18 protein-coding genes are annotated in these 21,243 nt (G+C 54.3%); 5 read left to right on the top strand and 13 right to left on the bottom strand.

All coding sequences use genetic code 11. From position 1 onward, the window contains the following. Positions 1–109: 109 nt before the first annotated feature. Complete coding sequence (polB, locus tag OOJ59_RS08805; protein ID WP_160955429.1) at positions 110–2,461, bottom strand: DNA polymerase II; 2,352 nt, start codon at positions 2,459–2,461, stop codon at positions 110–112. A gap of 597 nt (positions 2,462–3,058) precedes the next feature. On the opposite strand from polB, the gene OOJ59_RS08800 reads away from it, so the two are divergent. Beyond that, positions 3,059–3,442 carry a DUF4751 family protein gene (locus tag OOJ59_RS08800; RefSeq protein WP_038637140.1) on the top strand — a complete coding sequence of 128 codons (384 nt, stop codon included), beginning with the start codon at positions 3,059–3,061 and terminating at the stop codon, positions 3,440–3,442. 42 nt (positions 3,443–3,484) lie between these two features. Here OOJ59_RS08800 and araD read toward each other — a convergent pair whose 3' ends face one another. From araD to araB, 3 genes are all read right to left on the bottom strand, one after another. Continuing rightward, positions 3,485–4,180 carry an L-ribulose-5-phosphate 4-epimerase gene (araD, locus tag OOJ59_RS08795; RefSeq protein WP_121528574.1) on the bottom strand — a complete coding sequence of 232 codons (696 nt, stop codon included), beginning with the start codon at positions 4,178–4,180 and terminating at the stop codon, positions 3,485–3,487. A 97-nt stretch (positions 4,181–4,277) separates the two neighbouring features. After that, on the bottom strand, positions 4,278–5,780 hold the full coding sequence (araA, locus tag OOJ59_RS08790; protein WP_069324068.1) for an L-arabinose isomerase: 1,503 nt from the start codon (positions 5,778–5,780) through the stop codon (positions 4,278–4,280). Between the two features lie 10 nt (positions 5,781–5,790). Then, complete coding sequence (gene araB, locus OOJ59_RS08785) at positions 5,791–7,500, bottom strand: ribulokinase (protein ID WP_069324067.1); 1,710 nt, start codon at positions 7,498–7,500, stop codon at positions 5,791–5,793. Between the two features lie 340 nt (positions 7,501–7,840). Between araB and araC the strand changes: the two genes are divergently transcribed. Further along, entirely contained in the window at positions 7,841–8,686 is an 846-nt protein-coding gene (gene araC / locus OOJ59_RS08780; RefSeq protein ID WP_006686679.1) for an arabinose operon transcriptional regulator AraC, read from the top strand. A gap of 119 nt (positions 8,687–8,805) precedes the next feature. Further along, positions 8,806–9,573: a DedA family protein gene (locus tag OOJ59_RS08775; RefSeq protein ID WP_085048321.1), complete on the top strand. Its 768-nt coding sequence runs from the start codon at positions 8,806–8,808 to the stop codon at positions 9,571–9,573. A 38-nt stretch (positions 9,574–9,611) separates the two neighbouring features. Here the strand turns inward: OOJ59_RS08775 and thiQ are convergent, their stop codons facing one another. The 4 genes from thiQ to sgrR form a co-directional block, all read right to left on the bottom strand. Further along, positions 9,612–10,319 (bottom strand): thiamine ABC transporter ATP-binding protein ThiQ, encoded by a 708-nt coding sequence (gene thiQ / locus OOJ59_RS08770; RefSeq protein ID WP_160955671.1) that lies wholly within the window; start codon positions 10,317–10,319, stop codon positions 9,612–9,614. Then, on the bottom strand, positions 10,303–11,913 hold the full coding sequence (gene thiP / locus OOJ59_RS08765) for a thiamine/thiamine pyrophosphate ABC transporter permease ThiP (protein ID WP_160955672.1): 1,611 nt from the start codon (positions 11,911–11,913) through the stop codon (positions 10,303–10,305). Before thiP ends, thiQ begins: the two co-directional genes overlap by 17 nt. After that, complete coding sequence (gene thiB / locus OOJ59_RS08760; RefSeq protein WP_069324065.1) at positions 11,889–12,872, bottom strand: thiamine ABC transporter substrate binding subunit; 984 nt, start codon at positions 12,870–12,872, stop codon at positions 11,889–11,891. Before thiB ends, thiP begins: the two co-directional genes overlap by 25 nt. Positions 12,873–13,172: 300 nt before the next feature. Then, positions 13,173–14,828: an HTH-type transcriptional regulator SgrR gene (gene sgrR, locus OOJ59_RS08755; RefSeq protein ID WP_160955673.1), complete on the bottom strand. Its 1,656-nt coding sequence runs from the start codon at positions 14,826–14,828 to the stop codon at positions 13,173–13,175. Positions 14,829–14,927: 99 nt separating this feature from the next. On the opposite strand from sgrR, the gene sgrT reads away from it, so the two are divergent. Continuing rightward, a complete protein-coding gene (gene sgrT / locus OOJ59_RS08750; RefSeq protein WP_016151681.1) occupies positions 14,928–15,050 on the top strand; it encodes a glucose uptake inhibitor SgrT in 123 nt (40 codons plus the stop codon). Between the two features lie 115 nt (positions 15,051–15,165). Further along, positions 15,166–16,344, top strand: a complete 1,179-nt coding sequence (locus OOJ59_RS08745; protein ID WP_085048318.1) for a sugar efflux transporter — start codon at positions 15,166–15,168, stop codon at positions 16,342–16,344. Between the two features lie 40 nt (positions 16,345–16,384). Here the strand turns inward: OOJ59_RS08745 and leuD are convergent, their stop codons facing one another. The 5 genes from leuD to leuL all read right to left on the bottom strand — a co-directional run bounded on the left by leuD (position 16,385) and on the right by leuL (position 21,242). Beyond that, on the bottom strand, positions 16,385–16,990 hold the full coding sequence (leuD, locus tag OOJ59_RS08740) for a 3-isopropylmalate dehydratase small subunit (RefSeq protein ID WP_085048317.1): 606 nt from the start codon (positions 16,988–16,990) through the stop codon (positions 16,385–16,387). 10 nt (positions 16,991–17,000) lie between these two features. Continuing rightward, positions 17,001–18,401 (bottom strand): 3-isopropylmalate dehydratase large subunit, encoded by a 1,401-nt coding sequence (gene leuC / locus OOJ59_RS08735; protein ID WP_085048316.1) that lies wholly within the window; start codon positions 18,399–18,401, stop codon positions 17,001–17,003. A gap of 2 nt (positions 18,402–18,403) precedes the next feature. Next, positions 18,404–19,495: a 3-isopropylmalate dehydrogenase gene (gene leuB, locus OOJ59_RS08730; RefSeq protein WP_006686687.1), complete on the bottom strand. Its 1,092-nt coding sequence runs from the start codon at positions 19,493–19,495 to the stop codon at positions 18,404–18,406. Next, complete coding sequence (leuA, locus tag OOJ59_RS08725) at positions 19,495–21,066, bottom strand: 2-isopropylmalate synthase (RefSeq protein WP_160955674.1); 1,572 nt, start codon at positions 21,064–21,066, stop codon at positions 19,495–19,497. The genes leuB and leuA overlap by 1 nt, the downstream gene beginning before the upstream one ends. A gap of 89 nt (positions 21,067–21,155) precedes the next feature. Beyond that, on the bottom strand, positions 21,156–21,242 hold the full coding sequence (gene leuL, locus OOJ59_RS08720; protein WP_048998978.1) for a leu operon leader peptide: 87 nt from the start codon (positions 21,240–21,242) through the stop codon (positions 21,156–21,158). Position 21,243: the final 1 nt, after the last annotated feature.

Raw genomic sequence — 21,243 nt, 5'->3', positions numbered from 1 at the left:
AGAGCATACGACCCCGCTACCAGGCTAATAAATCAGTGGTAGTGGTGTTAAATGGGTCCAGGAATGGAAAGGGCGCTATGGTACTGGATGGCGGCGGTTTCGTCACGCGTCAAAATAACCCCAGTTGCCCTGTGAGTAGTGTAGCAAAGTTATCATCGATAAAGGGAAGTATTCCCTCGGCAACCGGTTGTATCTGACGGGTCAGATAGTGCTCATAATCGAGAGCAGATTGCTGATAATCCACAGGTTCAGGGCCGTTTACTGTCCAGACATATTTAATGGTGCCACGGTTTTGGTACTGTGGCGCGCGACCTCGTTTTATATTCTGTTCATCAGCCAGTCGTGCCGCGCGGACGTGTGGCGGAACATTACGCTGGTATTCACTTAACGGGCGGCGCAGGCGTTTGCGGTACACCAGTTGTGCATCCAGTTCACCTGCCATCAGACGGTCGATGGTCTCGCGGACAAACTCCTGATACGGCTCGTTACGAAAAATTCGCAGGTACAGCTCCTGCTGGAATTGTTGCGCCAGCGGTGTCCAGTCGGTGCGAACCGTTTCCAGCCCCTTAAACACCATGCGTTGTTCAGCCCCTTCCAGAATCATCCCGGCGTAACGCTTTTTACTACCGGTATCCGCTCCGCGAATAGTCGGCATCAGAAAGCGACAAAAGTGGGTTTCAAACTCCAGCTCCAGAGCGCTGGTCAGATTTTGTTGCTTTAGCGATTGCGCCCACCACGAGTTGACATGGCATACCAGTTCTCGGCCAATCCGGGCGGCATCATCTTCTGAGTGCGCCTTTTTAAGCCAGACAAAGGTCGAGTCGGTATCACCATAGATGACGTCGTAACCCTGAGCCTCAATTAATGCTTTGGTCTGGCGCATGATCGCATGGCCGCGCATCGTGATTGATGAGGCCAGTCTCGGGTCGAAAAAGCGACAGGCGGTAGTACCCAGTACGCCGTAAAACGCATTCATGATAATTTTCAGCGCCTGCGAGAGCGGTTTATTCCCGTGGCGTTTTGCTTCTTCACGCCCGTGCCAGATCTGAGTAACGATCTCCGGCAGGCAGTGTTTTTCGCGTGAGAACCAGGCGTCAAGAAAACCTTCGGTGCTGTGCTCCCGATCCGGGTACGCCATCCCTTCGATAAGCCCCACCGGATCGATCAAAAATGTACGAATAATTGAGGGGTACAGGCTTTTGTAATCCAGCACCAGAACGGAGTCGTACAATCCCGGGCGCGAGTCCATCACATAGCCGCCGGGGCTGGCGTGCGCGGGAACTTCCCCCAGATTTGGCGCCACGTAACCCGCCCGGTGCATGCGCGGAAGGTAAAGGTGGCCGAAGGCGGCAACCGAACCACCGTGACGGTCGACCGGCAGACCGTTGACCGTCGAGCGCTCCAGCAGAAAAGGCATGATCTCGGTTTTATGAAAAATGCGCGTGACCAGCTCACAGTCTTTGAGATTGTAGGTGGCGAGCGCGGGTTTATCCTGGGCAAACCGACGGTCAATTTCGTCCATTCGGTCCCACGGGTTATCAATCGATTTTCCTTCGCCCAGCAATTCTTGCGACACCGTTTCCAGCGAGAATGACGAGAAATTCCAGAATGCGGATTTGAGCGCTTCAATGCCGTCTATGATCAGTCGACCTTTGGCCTGCGCGAAGAACACGCCGTTTTTGAAGCCATGCTCGCGCCACTCCAGTTCGCTATTATCACGACCAAATCGCAGGGGAATGCGATAACGTTCGGCATGCTTTTGCAGGACGCGTAAATCGAATTGCACCACGTTCCAGCCAATGATGACATCGGGATCGTGACGGGCAATCCAGTCGTTGAGCTTTTCCAGCAACTGCGGTCGGCTAGCCACGTACTCAAGTTCAAAATCCAGCGCCGAGGCATCGCCGTTTGCCGGGCCGAGCATGTAGACAATACGCTGCCCGCAGCCTTCCAGACCGATGCAGTAGAGTTCACCATGCCGCGTGGTTTCGATATCCAGCGATACCCATTTTAGCGGCGGTCGATAGTCCGGGTTTGGCTTCAGGCGGGCATTAATCAGCGTGCCGTTATGTTTGTCGCCTTCGACCCAGATCGGGGACGTGATAAAGCGCTCCATCAGATATCGCTCTGGCGGGCGTACGTCAGCCTCATAAACGGTGATGTCGTTTTCGCGCAGGAGTTTTTCCAGCCGCATAAGCTGGCGGTGGGAGCGGCAATACAGACCCGAAACGGGCTGGCGGTGGAAATCTTGTAGCTGAAGCGGCGTCAGGCGATAGCCGTTCTCTGTACGTAATAATGATGTAACGCGCGGAACCTGACTGCCAGGTATAAACGCGACGGATTCCTGAGGCGCGAGCGTGACCAGCAGCGGCCCGTCGTCTGTCGCCAGCCAGAATGAGACCTCAGTTCCCTGCGGGGTGTCCCGCCAGTGCCGGGTTAAAATAAAGCCTGCCTGCGCCACGCTGTGTATCCATTAAAAAACCAAGCATGATTATAGCCTGGATTGCACGATTGTACTGTTATTTTGTACAGTTGTAAGATAAAAGTCGCGGTAAGATGCAGTCGCAGTGACAGTAAAATTCTTTTCGGGGACAAATTTTCAGTGTCGAACTATTTAATTTATGAATACAGTTTCTGGTTATACTTCCGTAAATTATTTGATTAGTCTGTTTTGATTATTTATTTAAATTACTACTTTTTGATTATGTGTTTTCCATAAATTGATAGTCTGCTTCAGGAGTTTTTTCACATTTTCAGAATAGTGCTCAACCCATTCTGCTACTTACCCCTCGGTTCAGAAAAAATTACACTTTTTTTAATTTGTTTTTATTCATGGTTAGTGTAACTATTTTAATTGAAGCATTCGGGTTGTCAGGTTGAATATAATATATATTATTGGATTACTATTGTCTGGATAAAAACAGATTTTCGGTACGATTTCGTCGGGAATATCTCTCTGCATAATTTGATTTTTATCTCCTGATGTAATTTTTATTCATCTGGCGGCTCGGGTGTTTTATATCAATAGCTTGGGTGTGTTGTGAAATGGAGAGGTGTTATGAATGTTTATACTCAGGCGTTACAGGTAGGATATGACCACTATTTATTTGTTAATACTCAGCTATCTAACCCGACTATTAAGTCGGTAAGTCAATACATTGAGTATAGAACATGGTCAGGTCAAATCTGGCGCTCTGAGATTATTGATCGTGGGAATGCCTTCTTTCACTGGCAAGGACAGGACAGAATAAATGGGCATCGTGATACGGTTATTAATTATCTGTTGAACGGCCAACGCTGGCAGTCAACAATTGCAGATTATATTTTCTTTCATTCTCTGGATGGCGAAGAGGCGCTGGGACATTATGATAATGTGATTAAATACGTTTGTGCTAATAATTGTGTGTATCGAAGTACGTTTGCGGAATATATAACTCAATAATAAGAAGGCGCGTCATTGTTTCCGGACGCGCCTGGCGTCATTTCACTGACCGTAATAGGCTTTTGCGCCATGCTTACGCAGGTAGTGTTTATCCAGCAGGGTTTGTTGCATATCCGGCAACTGCGGCGCGAGTTGGCGGCAGAATATCCCCATATAGGCGACTTCTTCCAGCACGATGGCGTTATGCACCGCATCTTCGGCATTTTTTCCCCAGGCGAACGGACCGTGAGAGTGCACCAGTACGCCTGGCATCTGCGCTGCGTCAATCCCTTGTTTCTCAAAGGTTTCGACGATCACATTCCCGGTTTCCCACTCGTATTCCCCGTTAATCTCGCTGTCGGTCATTTTACGTGTGCAGGGAATGGCGCCGTAGAAATAGTCCGCATGGGTGGTACCCGTGGCCGGGATCGACTGACCCGCCTGCGCCCAGATTGTCGCGTGGCGCGAGTGGGTATGAACAATGCCGCCAATGGTCGGGAATGCCTGATATAACAAACGGTGCGTTGGGGTATCGGAGGAGGGCTTTTTCGTGCCTTCAACGACTTCCCCAGTGGCGATACTGACAACAACCATATCGTCTGCGGTCATGACGCTGTAATCGACACCGGAAGGTTTAATCACAAACACGCCGCGTTCGCGATCGACGGCGCTAACGTTTCCCCAGGTCAGCGTCACCAGGTTGTGCTTGGGCAGTGCCAGATTCGCTTCCAGTACCTGACGTTTAAGATCTTCTAGCATGTAAACTCCTGAATGCCGGATGGCGTTTCGCTTATCCGGCCTACGGTGATTTGTAGGCCCGGTAAATGAAATGCCACCGGGCAAACCGTTTCACCAATTAACGTTTGAACCCGTAATACACTTCGTTCCAGCGCAGCGCGTCCTTAAAGGCCGGCAGACGGGTCTCGTTATCGATTACTGCGATCTCGATATCGTGCATTTCAGCGAACTGGCGCATATCGTTCAGATCCAGCGCATGGCTGAAGACGGTGTGGTGCGCGCCACCGGCAAGGATCCAGGCCTCGGATGCGGTTGGTAGATCCGGCTGGGCCTTCCACAATGCGTTCGCCACCGGCAGTTTCGGCAGGTCGTGCGGCGTTTGCACCGTGTCGATGCAGTTAACCAGCAGGCGATAACGATCGCCGAGATCGATCAGGCTGGCGACCACTGCCGGGCCGGTTTTGGTGTTGAAGATCAGACGGGCAGGATCGTCTTTACCGCCAATACCGAGGTGCTGAACGTCGAGGATCGGTTTCTCTTCCACAGCGATTGACGGGCACACTTCCAGCATGTGTGAGCCGAGCACCAGATCGTTGCCTTTCTCGAAGTGGTAGGTGTAATCCTCCATAAATGAGGTGCCGCCCTGCAGACCGGTTGACATCACCTTCATGATGCGAAGCAGAGCGGCGGTTTTCCAGTCGCCTTCGCCCGCAAAGCCGTAGCCTTGCTGCATCAGACGCTGTACGGCCAGACCCGGAAGTTGTTTCAGGCCGTGCAAATCTTCAAATGTCGTCGTGAAGGCGTGGAATCCGCCCTGCTCAAGGAAGCGCTTCATTCCCAGTTCAATTCGGGCGGCTTCCAGTACGTTCTGACGTTTCTCACCATGGACTTGTGTGGCCGCCGTCATGGTGTAGGTGCTTTCATACTCGTCGATCAGCGCGTTGATTTCGCCGTCACTAATTGCGTTTACTACCTGCACCAGGTCGCCCACGGCCCAGGTATTTACCGAGAAGCCGAATTTGATCTGTGCGGCAACCTTATCGCCGTCAGTGACCGCTACTTCACGCATGTTGTCGCCAAAACGGCAGACTTTCAGATGGCGGGTATCCTGTTTGGACACCGCCTGGCGCATCCAGGAGCCAATACGCTCGTGCGCCTGCTTATCCTGCCAATGGCCGGTGACCACGGCGTGCTGCTGACGCATACGCGCACCGATGAAGCCGAATTCGCGACCGCCGTGTGCGGTCTGGTTCAGGTTCATAAAGTCCATATCAATGCTGTCCCACGGCAGGGCGGCGTTGAATTGGGTGTGGAACTGCATCAGCGGCTTATTGAGGATAGTCAGACCGTTAATCCACATTTTGGCTGGAGAGAAGGTGTGCAGCCAGACCACCAGACCTGCGCAGCGATCGTCATAGTTGGCATCACGACAGATAGCGGTAATTTCGTCAGGTGAAGTACCCAGCGGTTTTAACACCAGTTTGCAGGGCAGGTTAGCTTCCGTATTCAGTGCGTTAACAACGTGCTCGGCATGTTGGGTTACCTGACGCAGGGTTTCCGGGCCATACAAGTGCTGGCTACCAATCACAAACCACACTTCATAGTTATTAAAAATTGTCATTGTCGTGTCCTTAATGAGTCAGGGTTGCCAGGTCTACCGGGGCTTGTTGCGCCGGAGCGGCAGTCGGAAGGTATTGTTGTTCAGCGCTTACCGCCCACTGCTGGTAGCGGCGGTAAAGTTGTTCAAAACGTTGAGCCTGTTCTGGACGAGGTTGCATCGTCTTTTCTACTGCGCTCGCCATGTGTTGCTGGGCGGCTGGAATGTCTGCATGGACCTGCGCGGCAACGGCGGCGAAGATAGCCGCACCGAGCGCGCAGCACTGGTCTGAAGCGACAATCTGCAGCGGACGGTTTAGCACGTCGCAGCAGGCCTGCATGATGACCGGGTTTTTACGCGCGATACCGCCGAGCGCCATGACGTTGTTAACCGCAATGCCTTGTTCGGTGAAGCATTCCATGATGGCGCGCGCGCCAAAGGCCGTGGCGGCGATCAGACCACCGAACAGCGCTGGCGCATCGGTTGCCAGATTCAGGTCGGTAATGACGCCTTTCAGACGCTGGTTGGCATTCGGCGTACGACGACCATTAAACCAGTCGAGCACCACCGGCAGGTGATCCAGCGACGGATTTTTCGCCCAGGCTTCGGTGAGCGCTGGCAGCAGCTGTTTTTGGCTGGCTTTAATCTGGGTTTTCAGTTCCGGGTGCTGCGCGGCAAGCTGTTCCAGCGGCCAGCTCAACACGCGGCTAAACCAGGCATAGATGTCGCCGAAAGCAGATTGCCCCGCTTCCAGACCGATAAAATGCGGCACCACGCTGCCATCAACCTGCCCGCAAATGCCTTTCACCGCGCGTTCGCCAACGCTGTGTTTATCGGCAATCAGAATGTCGCAGGTAGAGGTGCCGATGACTTTCACCAGCGTATTGGGCTGTGCGCCTGCGCCGACCGCGCCCATATGGCAGTCAAAAGCGCCGCCTGAAATCACCACGCTTTCCGATAGACCCAGGCGCTGCGCCCACTCGGCACACAGAGTGCCAACCGGCAGGTCCGCCGTGAAGGTGTCGCTAAACATTGGGTATTGCAGATGGCGGTTGAGGATGGGGTCGAGTTCGTCAAAGAAACTGGCTGGCGGCAGCCCCCCCCAGCTTTCATGCCACAGGGATTTATGCCCGGCGCTGCAGCGACCGCGACGAATATCCTGGGGGCGCACAGTATTGGAGAGCAGGGCCGGAACCCAGTCACACAGCTCAATCCATGAGACCGCCGCCTCGGCGACCGCGTGGTCCTGGCGAGTCACGTGCAGGATTTTTGCCCAGAACCATTCGCTGGAATAAATACCGCCAATATAGCGGGAGTAATCGATCTTGCCTGGCGTGTGGCACAGGCGAGTAATTTCTTCGGCTTCTTCTACCGCAGTGTGATCTTTCCACAGAACAAACATCGCATTCGGGTTTTCCGCGAACTCCGGGCGCAGCGCCAGTACGTTGCCGTCGGCATCGATAGGCGCCGGGGTTGAGCCGGTACTGTCAACGCCAATCCCGACCACTTCTGCGCGTTGTTCCGCGCTCAGTTCGGCGAGTACGGTTTTCAGCGCCGCTTCCATGGATTCAATGTAGTCGCGCGGATGATGGCGAAACTGGTTGTTTGGGCCGTCGCAAAACTGCCCTTCCTGCCAACGTGGGTACCACTCAACGCTGGTGGCGATTTCTTCACCAGTGGCACATTCCACCGCCAAAGCGCGTACCGAATCACTACCAAAATCGAGGCCAATTGCAATCGCCATCGTCTTACTCCATCCAAAAATACGGGTATGGATAAACAGTAGTGACCAGGGATAAAAACCGTCAGGCAGGATTCGCTAATCTTATGGACTAAAATGCTGTGGCATCACAAAGTGTGACGCCGTGCAAATAATCAATGTGGACATTTCTGCCGTAGTTATAGACACTTTTGTTAGCCGATTTTGACGTTGTCGTGGTACATGTTTTTTACAAATTGCTTTTCACAAGCGGGGTTGATGGTCCATTACCGCAAACAACTGTGGCCCGCCGGGACGACGGCGATGATGTCTGGCGTAATATGGACAAATTGTTTCTTAGCAGAACCCAGGGAGTATTGAAATTATGGCTGAAACGCAAAACGATCCCCTCCTGCCGGGCTATTCGTTTAACGCACATTTGGTGGCTGGATTGACCCCCATTGAGGCGAACGGATACCTGGATTTTTTTATCGACAGGCCGCTGGGGATGAAAGGCTATATCCTCAATCTCACTATTCGTGGGGAAGGGGTCATTAATAATCAGGGCAAGCAGTTTGTCTGCCGACCTGGCGATATTTTGCTGTTTCCGCCTGGCGAAATTCACCACTACGGACGCCACCCGGACGCCAGCGAGTGGTATCACCAGTGGGTCTACTTCCGGCCACGCGCTTACTGGCAGGAGTGGCTGGCCTGGCCGGCCATTTTTGCCCAGACCGGTTTCTTTCGCCCTGATGAAGCGCATCAACCGCATTTCAACGAACTGTTTGGGCAGATCATCAATGCCGGGCAGGGAGAGGGACGCTATTCCGAACTGCTGGCGATTAATTTGCTGGAGCAATTGTTACTCCGACGTATGGAAGCCATTAATGAGTCGCTGCACCCGCCAATGGACAACCGCGTTCGTGATGCCTGTCAGTACATTAGCGATCATCTGGCGGACAGCAATTTTGATATTGCCAGCGTCGCACAGCATGTCTGCCTGTCGCCTTCCCGTTTGTCACACCTGTTCCGCCAGCAATTGGGCATCAGCGTATTAAGCTGGCGTGAGGATCAGCGAATCAGTCAGGCGAAGCTACTGCTGAGTACCACACGAATGCCTATCGCCACGGTGGGTCGCAACGTCGGCTTTGATGACCAGCTCTATTTCTCTCGCGTTTTCAAAAAATGTACCGGCGCCAGTCCGAGCGAGTTCCGTGCTGGATGTGAATAAAAAGTGAATGATGTGTCCTGAAAGTTGTCATAACTGGCAATCTATTCAGACAATTGATGGCTTGACGAAGTTGAGAAGGGTTATCAAAATCCCTGCTTCGTAAATCTGACGGACACATTATGCAAGCATTGCTGGAACACTTTATCCTCCAGTCCGCCCTGTACTCTCTGATCGCCGTACTTTTGGTGGCTTTTCTGGAGTCGCTGGCGCTGGTTGGTCTGATTCTGCCTGGCACCGTGATGATGGCGGGGCTGGGGGCGCTGATTGGCAGTGGCGAACTGAATTTCTGGCATGCCTGGCTTGCGGGCATCGTCGGTTGCCTGTTGGGGGATTGGATCTCCTTTTGGTTGGGCTGGCGCTTTAAAAAGCCGCTGCACCGTTGGTCGTTCATGAAAAAGAACAAGGCGCTGCTGGATAAAACCGAGCATGCGCTGCATCAGCACAGCATGTTTACCATTCTGGTGGGCCGTTTTGTCGGCCCAACGCGTCCGCTGGTGCCGATGGTGGCGGGTATGCTGGATCTGCCTGTCGCAAAATTTATAGTCCCGAATATTATTGGCTGCGTGCTGTGGCCGCCGTTCTATTTCCTGCCGGGTATTTTGGCGGGCGCGGCAATCGATATTCCTTCCGATATGCAGAGCGGAGATTTCAAATGGCTGCTGCTGGCGACGGCGTTGCTGCTGTGGGTTGGAGGCTGGTTATGCTGGCGGCTGTGGCGCAGCGGCAAAGCGGCAGTCGATCGTTTAACCGCGTATTTCCCCCGCAGCCGTTTACTGTATCTGGCGCCGTTGACGCTCGGGATCGGCGTGGTCGCGCTGGCGGCGCTGTTGCGTCACCCGCTGATGCCGGTGTATATCGATATTCTGCGCAAAGTTGTGGGTTACTAACGATTCCCTTGCCGGATGACGGCTTCGCCTTATCCGGCCTACGAAATATGAGGCTTGATGCCTAACAGCGCTGAGGCGCTGGCTTGACCGCTTAGTAGCTCGTCTGTTTTGCCTTGCCACGCAATGCGTCCGTCGGCGACCACGATTGACCGGGGCGCAATTCGCGCCGCATCTTCGACGCTGTGGGAAACCATCAGCAGCGTAAGCTGCTTATCACGGCAGACCTCGGCGACCAGGGTTAACATCTCCTGACGCAGCGCGGGATCGAGCGCAGAGAACGGTTCATCGAGCAGCAAAATGGGTTGCTCGCGCACCAGACAACGCGCCAGCGCCACACGTTGTCGCTGGCCGCCGGAAAGCTCACCGGGGAGTCGCTCCAGCAGTGAATCGAGCCCCATTTGCCGGGCGATGTGGCGCATTTTTTCCCGCTGCGATGCGTTCAGTTTCAACCCCGGATTAAGACCCAGACCGATGTTTTGCCACACGCTCAGATGGCTGAACAGGTTGTTTTCCTGAAACAGCATGGAGACGGGACGACGCGAAGGGGGGGTTGCGGTGTGATCTTCACCTTCAATCATCATTGTGCCGCTGGCAGGCGCAAGAAAGCCGGCAATCAGATTCAATAGCGTACTTTTCCCGGCGCCGCTGGGCCCGAGTATTGCGACCTGCTCACCGCGCGAGACCGACAGCGTAAAGCGCATGGGCAAATGGTGATAAAGCCATGTGATATCAATCAGTTTTAACATTTCTACCCGGCAATTTCTCAATAACGGTAAACAGCGTAAAACACAGGATCAGCAGCAAGAGCGCCGTAACCGCGCCATCCTGACTGCGATAAGATCCAATCTGCTGATATAGATAAAACGGCAAGGTGCGGAAATCCTCATTGCCAAATAACGCCACCACGCCAAAATCGCCAATCGACAGTACGCAGGCAAAAGCCATAGCCTGCGCCAGCGGACGTTTCAGTGCCCGCAGTTCAACCACTTTCAGCCGCGACCATCCCTCAATTCCCAACGACTGGCACAACATACTGTAGCGTGCGGTCACGTCACGCATTGGGTTTTCCAGTACCTTCAGCGCGTAAGGGATCGCCATCAGCGCGTTGGTGAAAATCACAATGCCGTCGGCGGATTCGGGGAGACCAACGGTGTTATTGAGCAGCAGAAAGAAGCCGGTTGCCAACACGATGCCCGGCATGGCGAGGATCATCATGCCGCTAAGCTCCAGTACCTGGCCTGCCAGCACCTGCTGTCGGGCGCGCAGTTCGCGACTGCTCCATAACAGCATCATGGTGAGTATCACGCACAATGCCCCTGCCGCCAGCGCGATGCGCAGTGAAGTTCCCAACGCCTGCCACAGAACCGGCTGCATAAGCACATCCAGAACCTGGCGGTTAAGACCATCGACAATCACTGCCAACAGCGGCGGCAGCAACAACAACAGGGCCAGGAAAATCAGCAACGAGTCTGCCAGACGGCTGTGCAGACGATCGTCGGGATCGCGCCAGCCCTGAACCAGCGTGGTGCCGGGCGCAATAGCGCGGCTCAGGCGTTGACTGAGGAGCACCAGCGCTAAACAACACAGCATCTGGATCAACGCCAGCATAGCGGCACGGGCGGGATCGTAATCGAAATTCAGCGCCTGATAGATAGCCAGCTCAATGGTGGTGGCCTGCGGCCCGCCACCCAGCGACAAAACGGTGGCGAAGCTGGCGAAGCACAGCATAAAGATGAGCGCGGCGACGGGAAGGATCTGACGGCGTAACCATGGCCATTCGACAAAGCGGAAGAAATGCCAGCCGCGAATACCCAACTGAGCGGCTAACTGTCGCTGTTCACCGGGAATATTTTCCAGCGACTGCAACAGCAGACGGCTGGCCATCGGCAGATTGAAAAAAACGTGCGCCAGCAGAATACCCTGCAAACCGTACGGCGAAAACGTCCACTCCGGCCCGAATATCTGCCAGAGTGAGGCTAACCAGCCCTGACGGCCATACACGCTGAGAATGCCAAAGACCGCGACCAACACCGGCAGGATTAACGTCATCGCGCACAGGCGTAGCAGCGCCAGACGTCCGGGGAAACGGCGGCGATAAAGTGCTCTGGCAAGGAAAATTGCCGGGACAACCGACAACACTGCGGATAAAAAAGCCTGCCAGAAAGAAAAACGCACCACGTGCCACAGGTAGTCGTCTCGCCACAGCGAGAGCCATTCTCCTTGTGGGGCGTTAAACCATAGCGCCAGAAACGCGGCCAGGGCTACTGCGACCATCAGCGTGGCGGCAGAAAGCCCTGGAACCAGCCAGCCGGGAATTAACGGCTGACGGCGCGTTGCCATTCGCTAATCCATGTCTGACGCTGAGCCGCAACCTGCTGCGGGGTAAATTCCAGCGCGGTGGCCGGTTTCTTCAGTTGCTCAAATCCTGATGGGAGAGCAACCTGCGTCACCGGATACATCCAGTTGCCGGTCGGAATGGCATTCTGGAATGCCGGAGAAACCATAAACTTGAGGAACTTTTCAGCCAGTTCCGGCTGCTTGCTGGCCGCGGTGCGGGCGGCGACTTCCACCTGCAAATAGTGACCTTCACTAAAGTTGGCGGCGGCGTAGTTATCTTTTTTCTCGTCAATGATGTGATAGGCCGGAGAGGTGGTGTAGCTCAGTACCAGATCGCTTTCACCTTTCAGGAACAGGCCGTAGGCTTCGCTCCAGCCCTTGGTGACGGTGACGGTTTTGGCTGCCAGTTTCTGCCACGCCTCCGGTGCTTTGTCGCCATAGACTTTTTGCATCCATAACAGCAGGCCCAGCCCTGGCGTGCTGGTGCGTGGATCCTGATAAATGACGCGCCATTTCTGATCGCTTTCGACCAGTTCTTTCAGGCTCTTTGGCGGATTTTTCAGCTTGTTTTTATCATAGACAAAAGCGAAGTAGCCGTAATCAAACGGGACAAAGGTGTCATTTTTCCAGCCGCCGGGTACGTCAACGGCGTCGTTTGCGACATTGCTCTTGGCGAACAGTTTGGTTTGCGTGGCGGCTTCCAGCAGGTTGTTATCCAGTCCCAGCACGACGTCGGCTTTGCTGTTTTTTCCTTCCATGCGCAGGCGGTTAAGCAGCGAGACGCCATCTTCCAACGCGACCAGCTTCAGTTCGCAGTTGCAGTCAGCTTCAAAGGCTTTTTTGATTGTCGGGCCAGGCCCCCAGTCCGCAGCGAACGAATCGTAGGTATAGACGGTCAGCACCGGTTTGGCGAAGGCAGGCGCTGCGCACAGCAGCAAAAGCGGAAGACATTTTTTAAACACTTTGCACCTCAAGAGTTGGGTGGCAAAGGACTTGAGATAAGCCTCAAATCCCTTCGCCGGCATTATCCGGATCAGGTTCGACGGGTATCTCTCAGCCCATACACTTCATCATTCACGCTGCCTCTGTGTGGGCTGCGCTCACTCACCCCAGTCACATAGTTATCTATGCTCCTGGGGATTCACTCGCTTGCCGCCTTGAGGCATCATGAATGATTTTGTGTATGTTTTTTATTTAGCACCCCGTTGAGAACGGCGTTAGTGTAGTGATTTTGTTGCCGGGCAGCAATTAAGAGCTGGCTCTTAGGGATCCGGCGGCGCAAACCATGCCGATTTAAAATCAAACCAGCCGAGGGTATTCATGCGTAGCCCGCGCATACTACGCTGGCCCTGAATGATCAGCCAGTGGTGGATCAACGGCACAATGGCCTTTGTGGCGAGCAGCTGTTGGCACCATGCCGCCAGGCTCATTTCACCGGTTCGCCAGCGGGCCGCATCGTTTTCCCAGTCGCGCGAGATACAGTTTTGCAGCAGCGGGACTTCGCACAAATGAGCGAACAGCGAGAAATCCAGCGGGAGGGTAAAGTTGGCGCTGTTGAGCCAGATATCACTGACTATTTCACCTGCATGCCACTGATCGTAGTCGATCTCCTGAATGTTTAGCTGTACCTGATGCTGCGCCAGCAACGTTTTCATGATCTGCGCGATAATCCGATGTTCGATGTGATCGCGATAGTAGGTGAGCGTTAGCGTTTCCAGCCCGGCCGGTTTTTCACCATGCCCGGGTTTGGCGTGGTGCCAGCGGGGGAGTAACCCATAGGCGGGAAACCACAGTCTCTGGTACTGTTCGTCGGCGTGACAGATTAAATTGGTTGGCGAGAGAACGCGGCTTGCCCACTCGCGAACCTCCTGATTAGCACCACGGTGGGCGCGTGTATCAAATAACAGGTAGTAGCAGCCTTCTTCCAGTCGACTTTCAATCGCCTTTTCATCCTCCGTGGGACCTTTTAGCGTCAACCCGCCGCCCGGCTCTTCGCCGATGTCAGGTAATACCCAAACGTTAACTTCATCGATCAGCGCCCGGTAGCCGAAGTAATCATCAAATGCGCGAATTTTCAGTTGGTTATTAGTATTGCGCATCACGGCATATGGGCCGGTGCCAATCGGATGGCTGGAAAAGTTATTTAGCGTTTCCCATTCTCGCGGCAGAATCATGGCGGGGACTTGCCCCAGTAGCCAGGGAAGCCAGCGGTCCGGTTGGGCAAGATGGATATCCAGCGTCCAGGCGGTGGGCGAGACGATTTGCGTAATGTGCGAGTACAGCGGCAGCGCGTTGATGCGCTGTAGCGAGGTAATGACATCCTCCATTTCCAGCTCACGGCCATGATGAAAATGGATCCCCGGGCGCAGGAAGAATCGCCAGTGTAAAGGCGAAATCTGCTGCCAATGATGCGCAATGTCGGCTTCCAGTTCCCCATTTTCCTCATTTACCAGAATTAAGGAACTGAAGATTTGTCGGGCAATATGGGTTTCGGAGCGGCGTAACGCCGTGCCGGGGAGCAGATTGCGCATAGGGCGATAATAGAGGACGCGCATGATGTGCCGCCCCTGGCGAAAACTGCGTCCCAGGTGGGAAACCAGCATTTGTCTGACGGCCGTTTTATCACCGACCAGTTGCACCAGTTGATCGATACGATCCTGTTCCAGCAGGTCTTCTGCCCGCTGCTGCTGAAGCGCCAGCCCGGTATAGAGAAATGTCAGGCGCGAGCGTTTACCCCGCCCAACTTCGGCTTCCCACGTTAACCAGCCGCGATCCTGCATGGTATTAAGCAGGGTGCGCATATGACGGCGCGAGCAGCTCAGCAGCTCCGCCAGTTCGTTTAGCGTCGTGTCTTGCGTTTTGCCGTCACAGCATTGCCACAGACGGATGAACTGTTGTTGCAAACGACCAGAAGACATAAAAGGGGAACTCCTGCGGAAAACTCAGCAATTTTATTATCCCTATATTAAGCCAATAATAGATTCCGATGAAGCGATGAGACAACGAAGGGGTCATCTATGCGTCAGTTCTGGTTGAAGTACTTTACTGCGACGGAAAAATCGTCCTGGTTGGCTTGCCTGAGCGCACCGCAGCGCTTAAAGATGCTTGAAGAACTGATGCAGTGGGAGGTGACAGCCTGACCTCCGAATTGCGAGTTGCAGACATCATGTGTGACTGAGTATTGGTGTTAATCGCCGCGCCAGCAGGTATTATCTGCTGGCTTTTTTCGTTTCAGCTGCGCTTAAAAGGAAAGATATGCTCTGGATTATGACCATGGGACGGCGCCTTAACGGCGTTTACGCGGCATTTATGCTGGTCGCTTTTATGATGGGTGTGGCCGGGGCGTTGCAGGCACCCACGCTGAGCCTGTTTCTGAGCCGTGAAGTCGGGGCGCAGCCATTTTGGGTCGGGCTGTTTTATACCGTCAACGCTATTGCCGGGATCGGGGTCAGCCTTGGTCTGGCGAAACGATCCGATAGTCAGGGCGATCGGCGAAAACTGATCATGTTCTGTTGTCTGATGGCAATCGGCAACGCGCTGCTGTTTGCCTTTAATCGCCACTATCTCACGCTGATCACCTGCGGTGTGCTGCTGGCTTCGCTGGCAAATACCGCCATGCCGCAGCTGTTTGCGCTGGCGCGGGAATATGCCGATAGCTCGGCGCGTGAAGTGGTGATGTTTAGCTCGGTGATGCGTGCGCAGCTTTCGTTGGCGTGGGTGATTGGGCCGCCGCTGGCTTTTATGCTGGCGCTGAATTACGGCTTCACGGCGATGTTTTCCATTGCCGCAGGCATTTTTGCCATTAGCCTGGTGCTGATCGCGCTGATACTGCCATCTGTGGCTCGGGTGGAGCAACCTGTCGATGTGCCGCTGGAACAGGCCAGCGGTTGGCAGGACAAAAATGTACGCATGCTGTTTATTGCCTCTACGCTGATGTGGACCTGCAATACCATGTACATCATCGATATGCCGCTGTGGATTAGCCTTGAGCTAGGCTTGCCGGACAAGCTGGCCGGGATCCTGATGGGCACCGCGGCCGGGCTGGAAATTCCGGCGATGATTCTGGCGGGCTACTACGTGAAACGCTTTGGTAAGCGGCGCATGATGATCGCGGCCGTGGCGGCGGGTGTACTGTTTTATCTTGGTCTGATCTTCTTTCACAGCCGCACGGCGCTGCTGGTCCTGCAACTGTTTAACGCGGTATTTATCGGCATTATCGCCGGAATAGGAATGCTGTGGTTTCAGGATCTGATGCCGGGGCGTGCGGGATCGGCGACCACATTGTTTACCAACAGTATTTCAACGGGCGTGATTCTGGCGGGAGTGATTCAGGGAGCGGTGGCGCAGAGCTACGGGCATTTTGCCGTTTACTGGGTGATTGCGGCGATTTCGGTGGTCACGCTGGTGATGACCGGGCGGGTGAAGGACGTCTAATCATGTTGCCGGATGCGCAACGCATCCGGCGTCACAATGACTAGCGCATAAACGCGGGTTGCCTGTCTTCGTATTCGGTGATGGCGGCTTCGTGCTGCAGCGTCAGCCCGATGCTGTCCAGACCGTTCAGCATGCAGTGGCGGCGGAAGTCATCGATCTTAAAGCTGTAGGACTTATCGCCCGCTTTGACGACCTGCGCTACCAGATCCACTTCAAATGTAATCCCCGGATTGGCTTTCACCAGGGTAAACATTTCATCGACCTGCGCGTCGCTCAGGGTTACCGGCAGCAGTTGGTTGTTGAAACTGTTGCCGTAGAAGATGTCGGCGAAGCTTGGCGCGATCACTACTTTAAAGCCGTAGTCGGTCAGCGCCCACGGCGCATGTTCACGTGAAGAGCCGCAGCCAAAGTTTTCCCGCGCCAGCAGAATCGACGCGCCTTTATATTCCGGAAAGTTCAGCACAAACTCTGGATTTGGCTGTTGACCCTTTTCGTCCAGGAAACGCCAGTCGTTAAACAGATGGGCGCCAAAACCGGTGCGTGTGACCTTCTGCAAAAACTGTTTCGGGATAATTGCATCGGTATCGACGTTGGCGGCATCCAGTGGGACAACCAGGCCGGTATGCTGGGTAAATTTCTCTGCCATGGTAGTTTCCTTATTTGATGCTGCGAATGTCGGCGAAGTGGCCGGTAACGGCGGCGGCGGCGGCCATCGCCGGGCTGACTAAATGCGTGCGGCCACCGCGGCCCTGACGACCTTCAAAGTTACGGTTGCTGGTGGATGCGCAGCGCTCGCCTGGGTTCAGGCGGTCATTATTCATGGCCAGGCACATGGAACAGCCCGGTAAGCGCCATTCAAATCCTGCTTCGATAAAGATCTTGTCCAGACCTTCCGCTTCCGCCTGCGCTTTCACCGGACCAGAACCCGGCACCACCAGTGCCTGTACGCCCGGCGCGACTTTGCGCCCTTTGGCGATTTCCGCCGCGGCGCGTAAATCTTCAATGCGCGAGTTGGTGCAGGAACCGATAAACACTTTATCGATAGCCACTTCTGTTAACGGAATGCCCGGTTTCAGCCCCATATACGCCAGCGCTTTTTCCGCCGATGCGCGCTCAACGGGATCGGTAAATGATGCCGGATCGGGAATATAATCGTTCACCGAGATCACCTGACCCGGATTCGTTCCCCAGGTTACCTGCGGCGCGATCTCTTCTGCTTGCAAGGTGACGACGGTATCAAACGTTGCGCCGTCGTCGGTTTGCAGCGTTTTCCAGTACTCAACCGCGTGGGCAAAATCCTCGCCCTTCGGTGCGTGTAAACGACCTTGCACATAGTTAAAGGTGGTTTCATCCGGTGCGACCAGACCCGCTTTGGCCCCCATTTCAATGGCCATGTTACACAGGGTCATGCGGCCTTCCATGCTCAGCGCACGGATGGCTTCGCCGCAAAATTCAACCACGTGCCCGGTACCGCCCGCGCTACCGGTTTTACCGATAATCGCCAGCACGATATCTTTCGCCGTGATGCCCGGCGCGGCCTGGCCGTTGACTTCAATCTTCATGGTTTTGGCGCGACCCTGTTTCAGGGTTTGCGTTGCCAGCACGTGTTCAACTTCTGAAGTGCCAATACCGAACGCCAGCGCGCCGAATGCGCCGTGGGTGGCGGTGTGGGAGTCGCCACAGACGATGGTCATTCCCGGCAAGGTCACGCCTTGCTCAGGCCCCATCACGTGGACAATACCCTGATACGGGTGATTCAGGTCGTACAGTTCAACGCCAAATTCATTGCAGTTTTTGATCAGTTCCTGCATCTGAATACGCGCCATTTCGCCGGAGGCGTTAATGTCTTTGGTCTGCGTTGAGACGTTGTGGTCCATGGTGGCGAAGGTTTTACCCGGCTGGCGCACCTGACGGCCATGCGCGCGCAGACCATCAAACGCCTGCGGGGAGGTGACTTCATGCACCAGATGGCGGTCGATATACAGCAGCGGGGTTTCGTTTTGCGCCTCAAAGACTACGTGCGCATCAAATAATTTTTCGTATAACGTTTTGGCCATGATTACACCCCTTCTGCGACGTAACGGGCAATGATGTCGCCCATTTCATCGGTACCGACTGCGGCAGCGCCACGGGCCAAATCACCAGTGCGAATGCCTTCTTCTAATGCGCGGTTAATGGCGCTCTCAATTGCGGTTGCCGCATCGTTGGCATCCAGGCTGTAGCGCAGCAGCAGCGCCAGCGACAGGATCTGGGCGATAGGGTTAGCAATGTTTTTCCCGGCGATATCCGGGGCGGAGCCGCCAGCAGGCTCGTACAGACCAAAACCTTGCTCGTTCAGGCTGGCGGATGGCAACATCCCCATTGAACCGGTGATCATGGCGCACTCGTCAGACAGAATGTCGCCAAACAGGTTGGAGCACAGCAGGACGTCGAACTGGGAAGGATCTTTGATCAACTGCATTGTCGCGTTGTCGATGTACATATGCGCCAGTTCAACGTCCGGGTATTCATTGGCAATTTCATTGACGATTTCACGCCACAGAATAGAGGTTTGCAGCACGTTAGCTTTATCAATCGACGTGACTTTACGGCGACGCTGGCGAGCTGACTCAAACGCGATACGGGCAATACGTTCGATCTCGAAACGGTGATATACCTCGGTATCAAATGCTTTTTCATGTTGCCCGCTGCCTTCGCGGCCTTTTGGCTGACCGAAGTAGATCCCGCCGGTCAGTTCACGCACGCACAGGATGTCGAAACCGTTAGCGGCGATATCGGCGCGCAGAGGACAAAACGCTTCCAGCCCCTGATACAGCTTTGCCGGACGCAGGTTGCTGAATAATTTGAAGTGCTTACGCAATGGCAGCAGCGCACCGCGTTCAGGCTGCTGGTTTGGCGGCAGGTTTTCCCATTTCGGACCGCCAACGGAGCCAAACAGAATGGCGTCAGCTTGCTCACAGCCTTCAACCGTAGCCGGCGGCAGCGGCTGACCGTGGTTATCAATGGCGGCGCCACCCACGTCGTAGTGGCTGGTGGTAATGCGCATGTTAAAACGGTGGCGAATTGCGTCCAGTACTTTCAAGGCTTGCGCCATCACTTCCGGGCCAATACCGTCACCCGGCAAAACAGCAATATGGTAATTCTTCGACATCACACGGTTTCCTTGTTGTTCTCGTTGTTCTGAGCTTTGCGTTGCAATTCTTTTTCGACTTCTTCGGCGCGCCAGATATTGTTCAGCACATGGACCATCGCTTTGGCGGAAGACTCGACGATATCCGTTGCCAGACCGACGCCGTGGAAGCGGCGACCGTTATAGTTGGCGACGATATCCACCTGACCCAGCGCATCTTTACCGTGCCCTTTGGCGGTCAGGCTGTATTTCACCAGTTCAACGTTGTATTCCGTCACGCGGTTGATGGCCTGATAAATGGCATCAACCGGGCCGTTACCGTTCGCCGCTTCGGCTTTGACGTCTTCACCGCAGGCCAGCTTGACGGAGGCAGTAGCAATGTCATTTGAGCCGGATTGCACGCTGAAGTAATCCAGACGGTAATGTTCTGGCTCCTCCTGCTGTTTGTTAATAAAGGCCAGCGCTTCCAGGTCATAATCAAATACCTGACCTTTTTTATCCGCCAGCTTCAGGAAAGCGTCGTACAGGTTGTCCAGATTATATTCACTCTCTTTATAGCCCATCTCATCCATACGGTGTTTCACCGCGGCGCGTCCGGAACGGGAGGTCAGGTTCAACTGTACCTGATTCAGGCCGATGGATTCAGGCGTCATGATTTCGTAGTTTTCACGATTTTTCAGTACGCCGTCCTGATGAATGCCGGAGGAGTGAGCAAAGGCGCCGCTACCGACAATCGCTTTGTTAGCCGGAATGGGCATGTTACAGATTTGGCTCACTAACTGGCTGGTACGCCAGATCTCCTGATGATTAATGCGGGTCTGTACGTTCAGGATATCTTTGCGCACTTTGATCGCCATGATCACTTCTTCCAGGGAGCAGTTACCAGCGCGTTCGCCGATACCGTTCATCGCGCCTTCCACCTGGCGCGCTCCGGCGTGAACGGCAGCCAGCGCGTTGCCGACGCCCAGGCCTAAATCATCATGGGTGTGTACGGAGATGATGGCTTTATCGATATTCGGTACGCGTTCATACAGACCGGAAATGATTGCGCCAAATTCGAAAGGCATGGTGTAACCGACGGTATCGGGAATATTAATGGTTTTGGCACCCGCATTAATGGCGGCTTCTACTACGCGAGCCAGGTCTGCGATAGGAGTACGGCCAGCGTCTTCGCAGGAGAATTCCACGTCATCCGTGTAATTACGCGCTCGCTTAACCATATAGACAGCTCGCTCGATCACCTCATCCAGCGTGCTGCGTAATTTTGTTGCGATATGCATCGGCGAGGTGGCGATAAACGTATGAATGCGGAAAGCTTCAGCGACCTTCAGGGATTCAGCTGCAACATCGATATCTTTTTCAACGCAGCGCGCTAAGGCGCAAACACGGCTGTTCTTAACCTGACGAGCAATGGTCTGTACTGATTCAAAGTCACCTGGTGAAGAGACCGGGAAACCCACTTCCATCACGTCAACGCCCATGCGCTCAAGGGCCAGCGCAATCTGCAGTTTTTCTTTCACACTCAGGCTTGCCTGTAACGCCTGTTCTCCGTCGCGTAAGGTGGTATCGAAAATAATGACTTGCTGGCTCATGGTTTAGGTCCTTGGTCTTTAGGGCGCCTTGCTTCGAGCATAAAAAAACCCGCGCAACGGCGCGGGTTTCTGTCTTAACTGGAGCTGACTTAATGCTGAATGTCGTCCACCAGTCTACCGCGCAACGAAGATGCGTTTAGTAGTAGTAGACCGTTGAAACGAGCAATGTAAGTCATC

The sequence above is a fragment of the Citrobacter sp. W9 genome (genome assembly GCF_026719375.1).
GTDB lineage: Bacteria > Pseudomonadota > Gammaproteobacteria > Enterobacterales > Enterobacteriaceae > Citrobacter > Citrobacter werkmanii.
The sequence above is the reverse complement of the archived record's forward strand: the minus strand, read 5'-3'. Positions and strand labels throughout refer to the sequence as shown.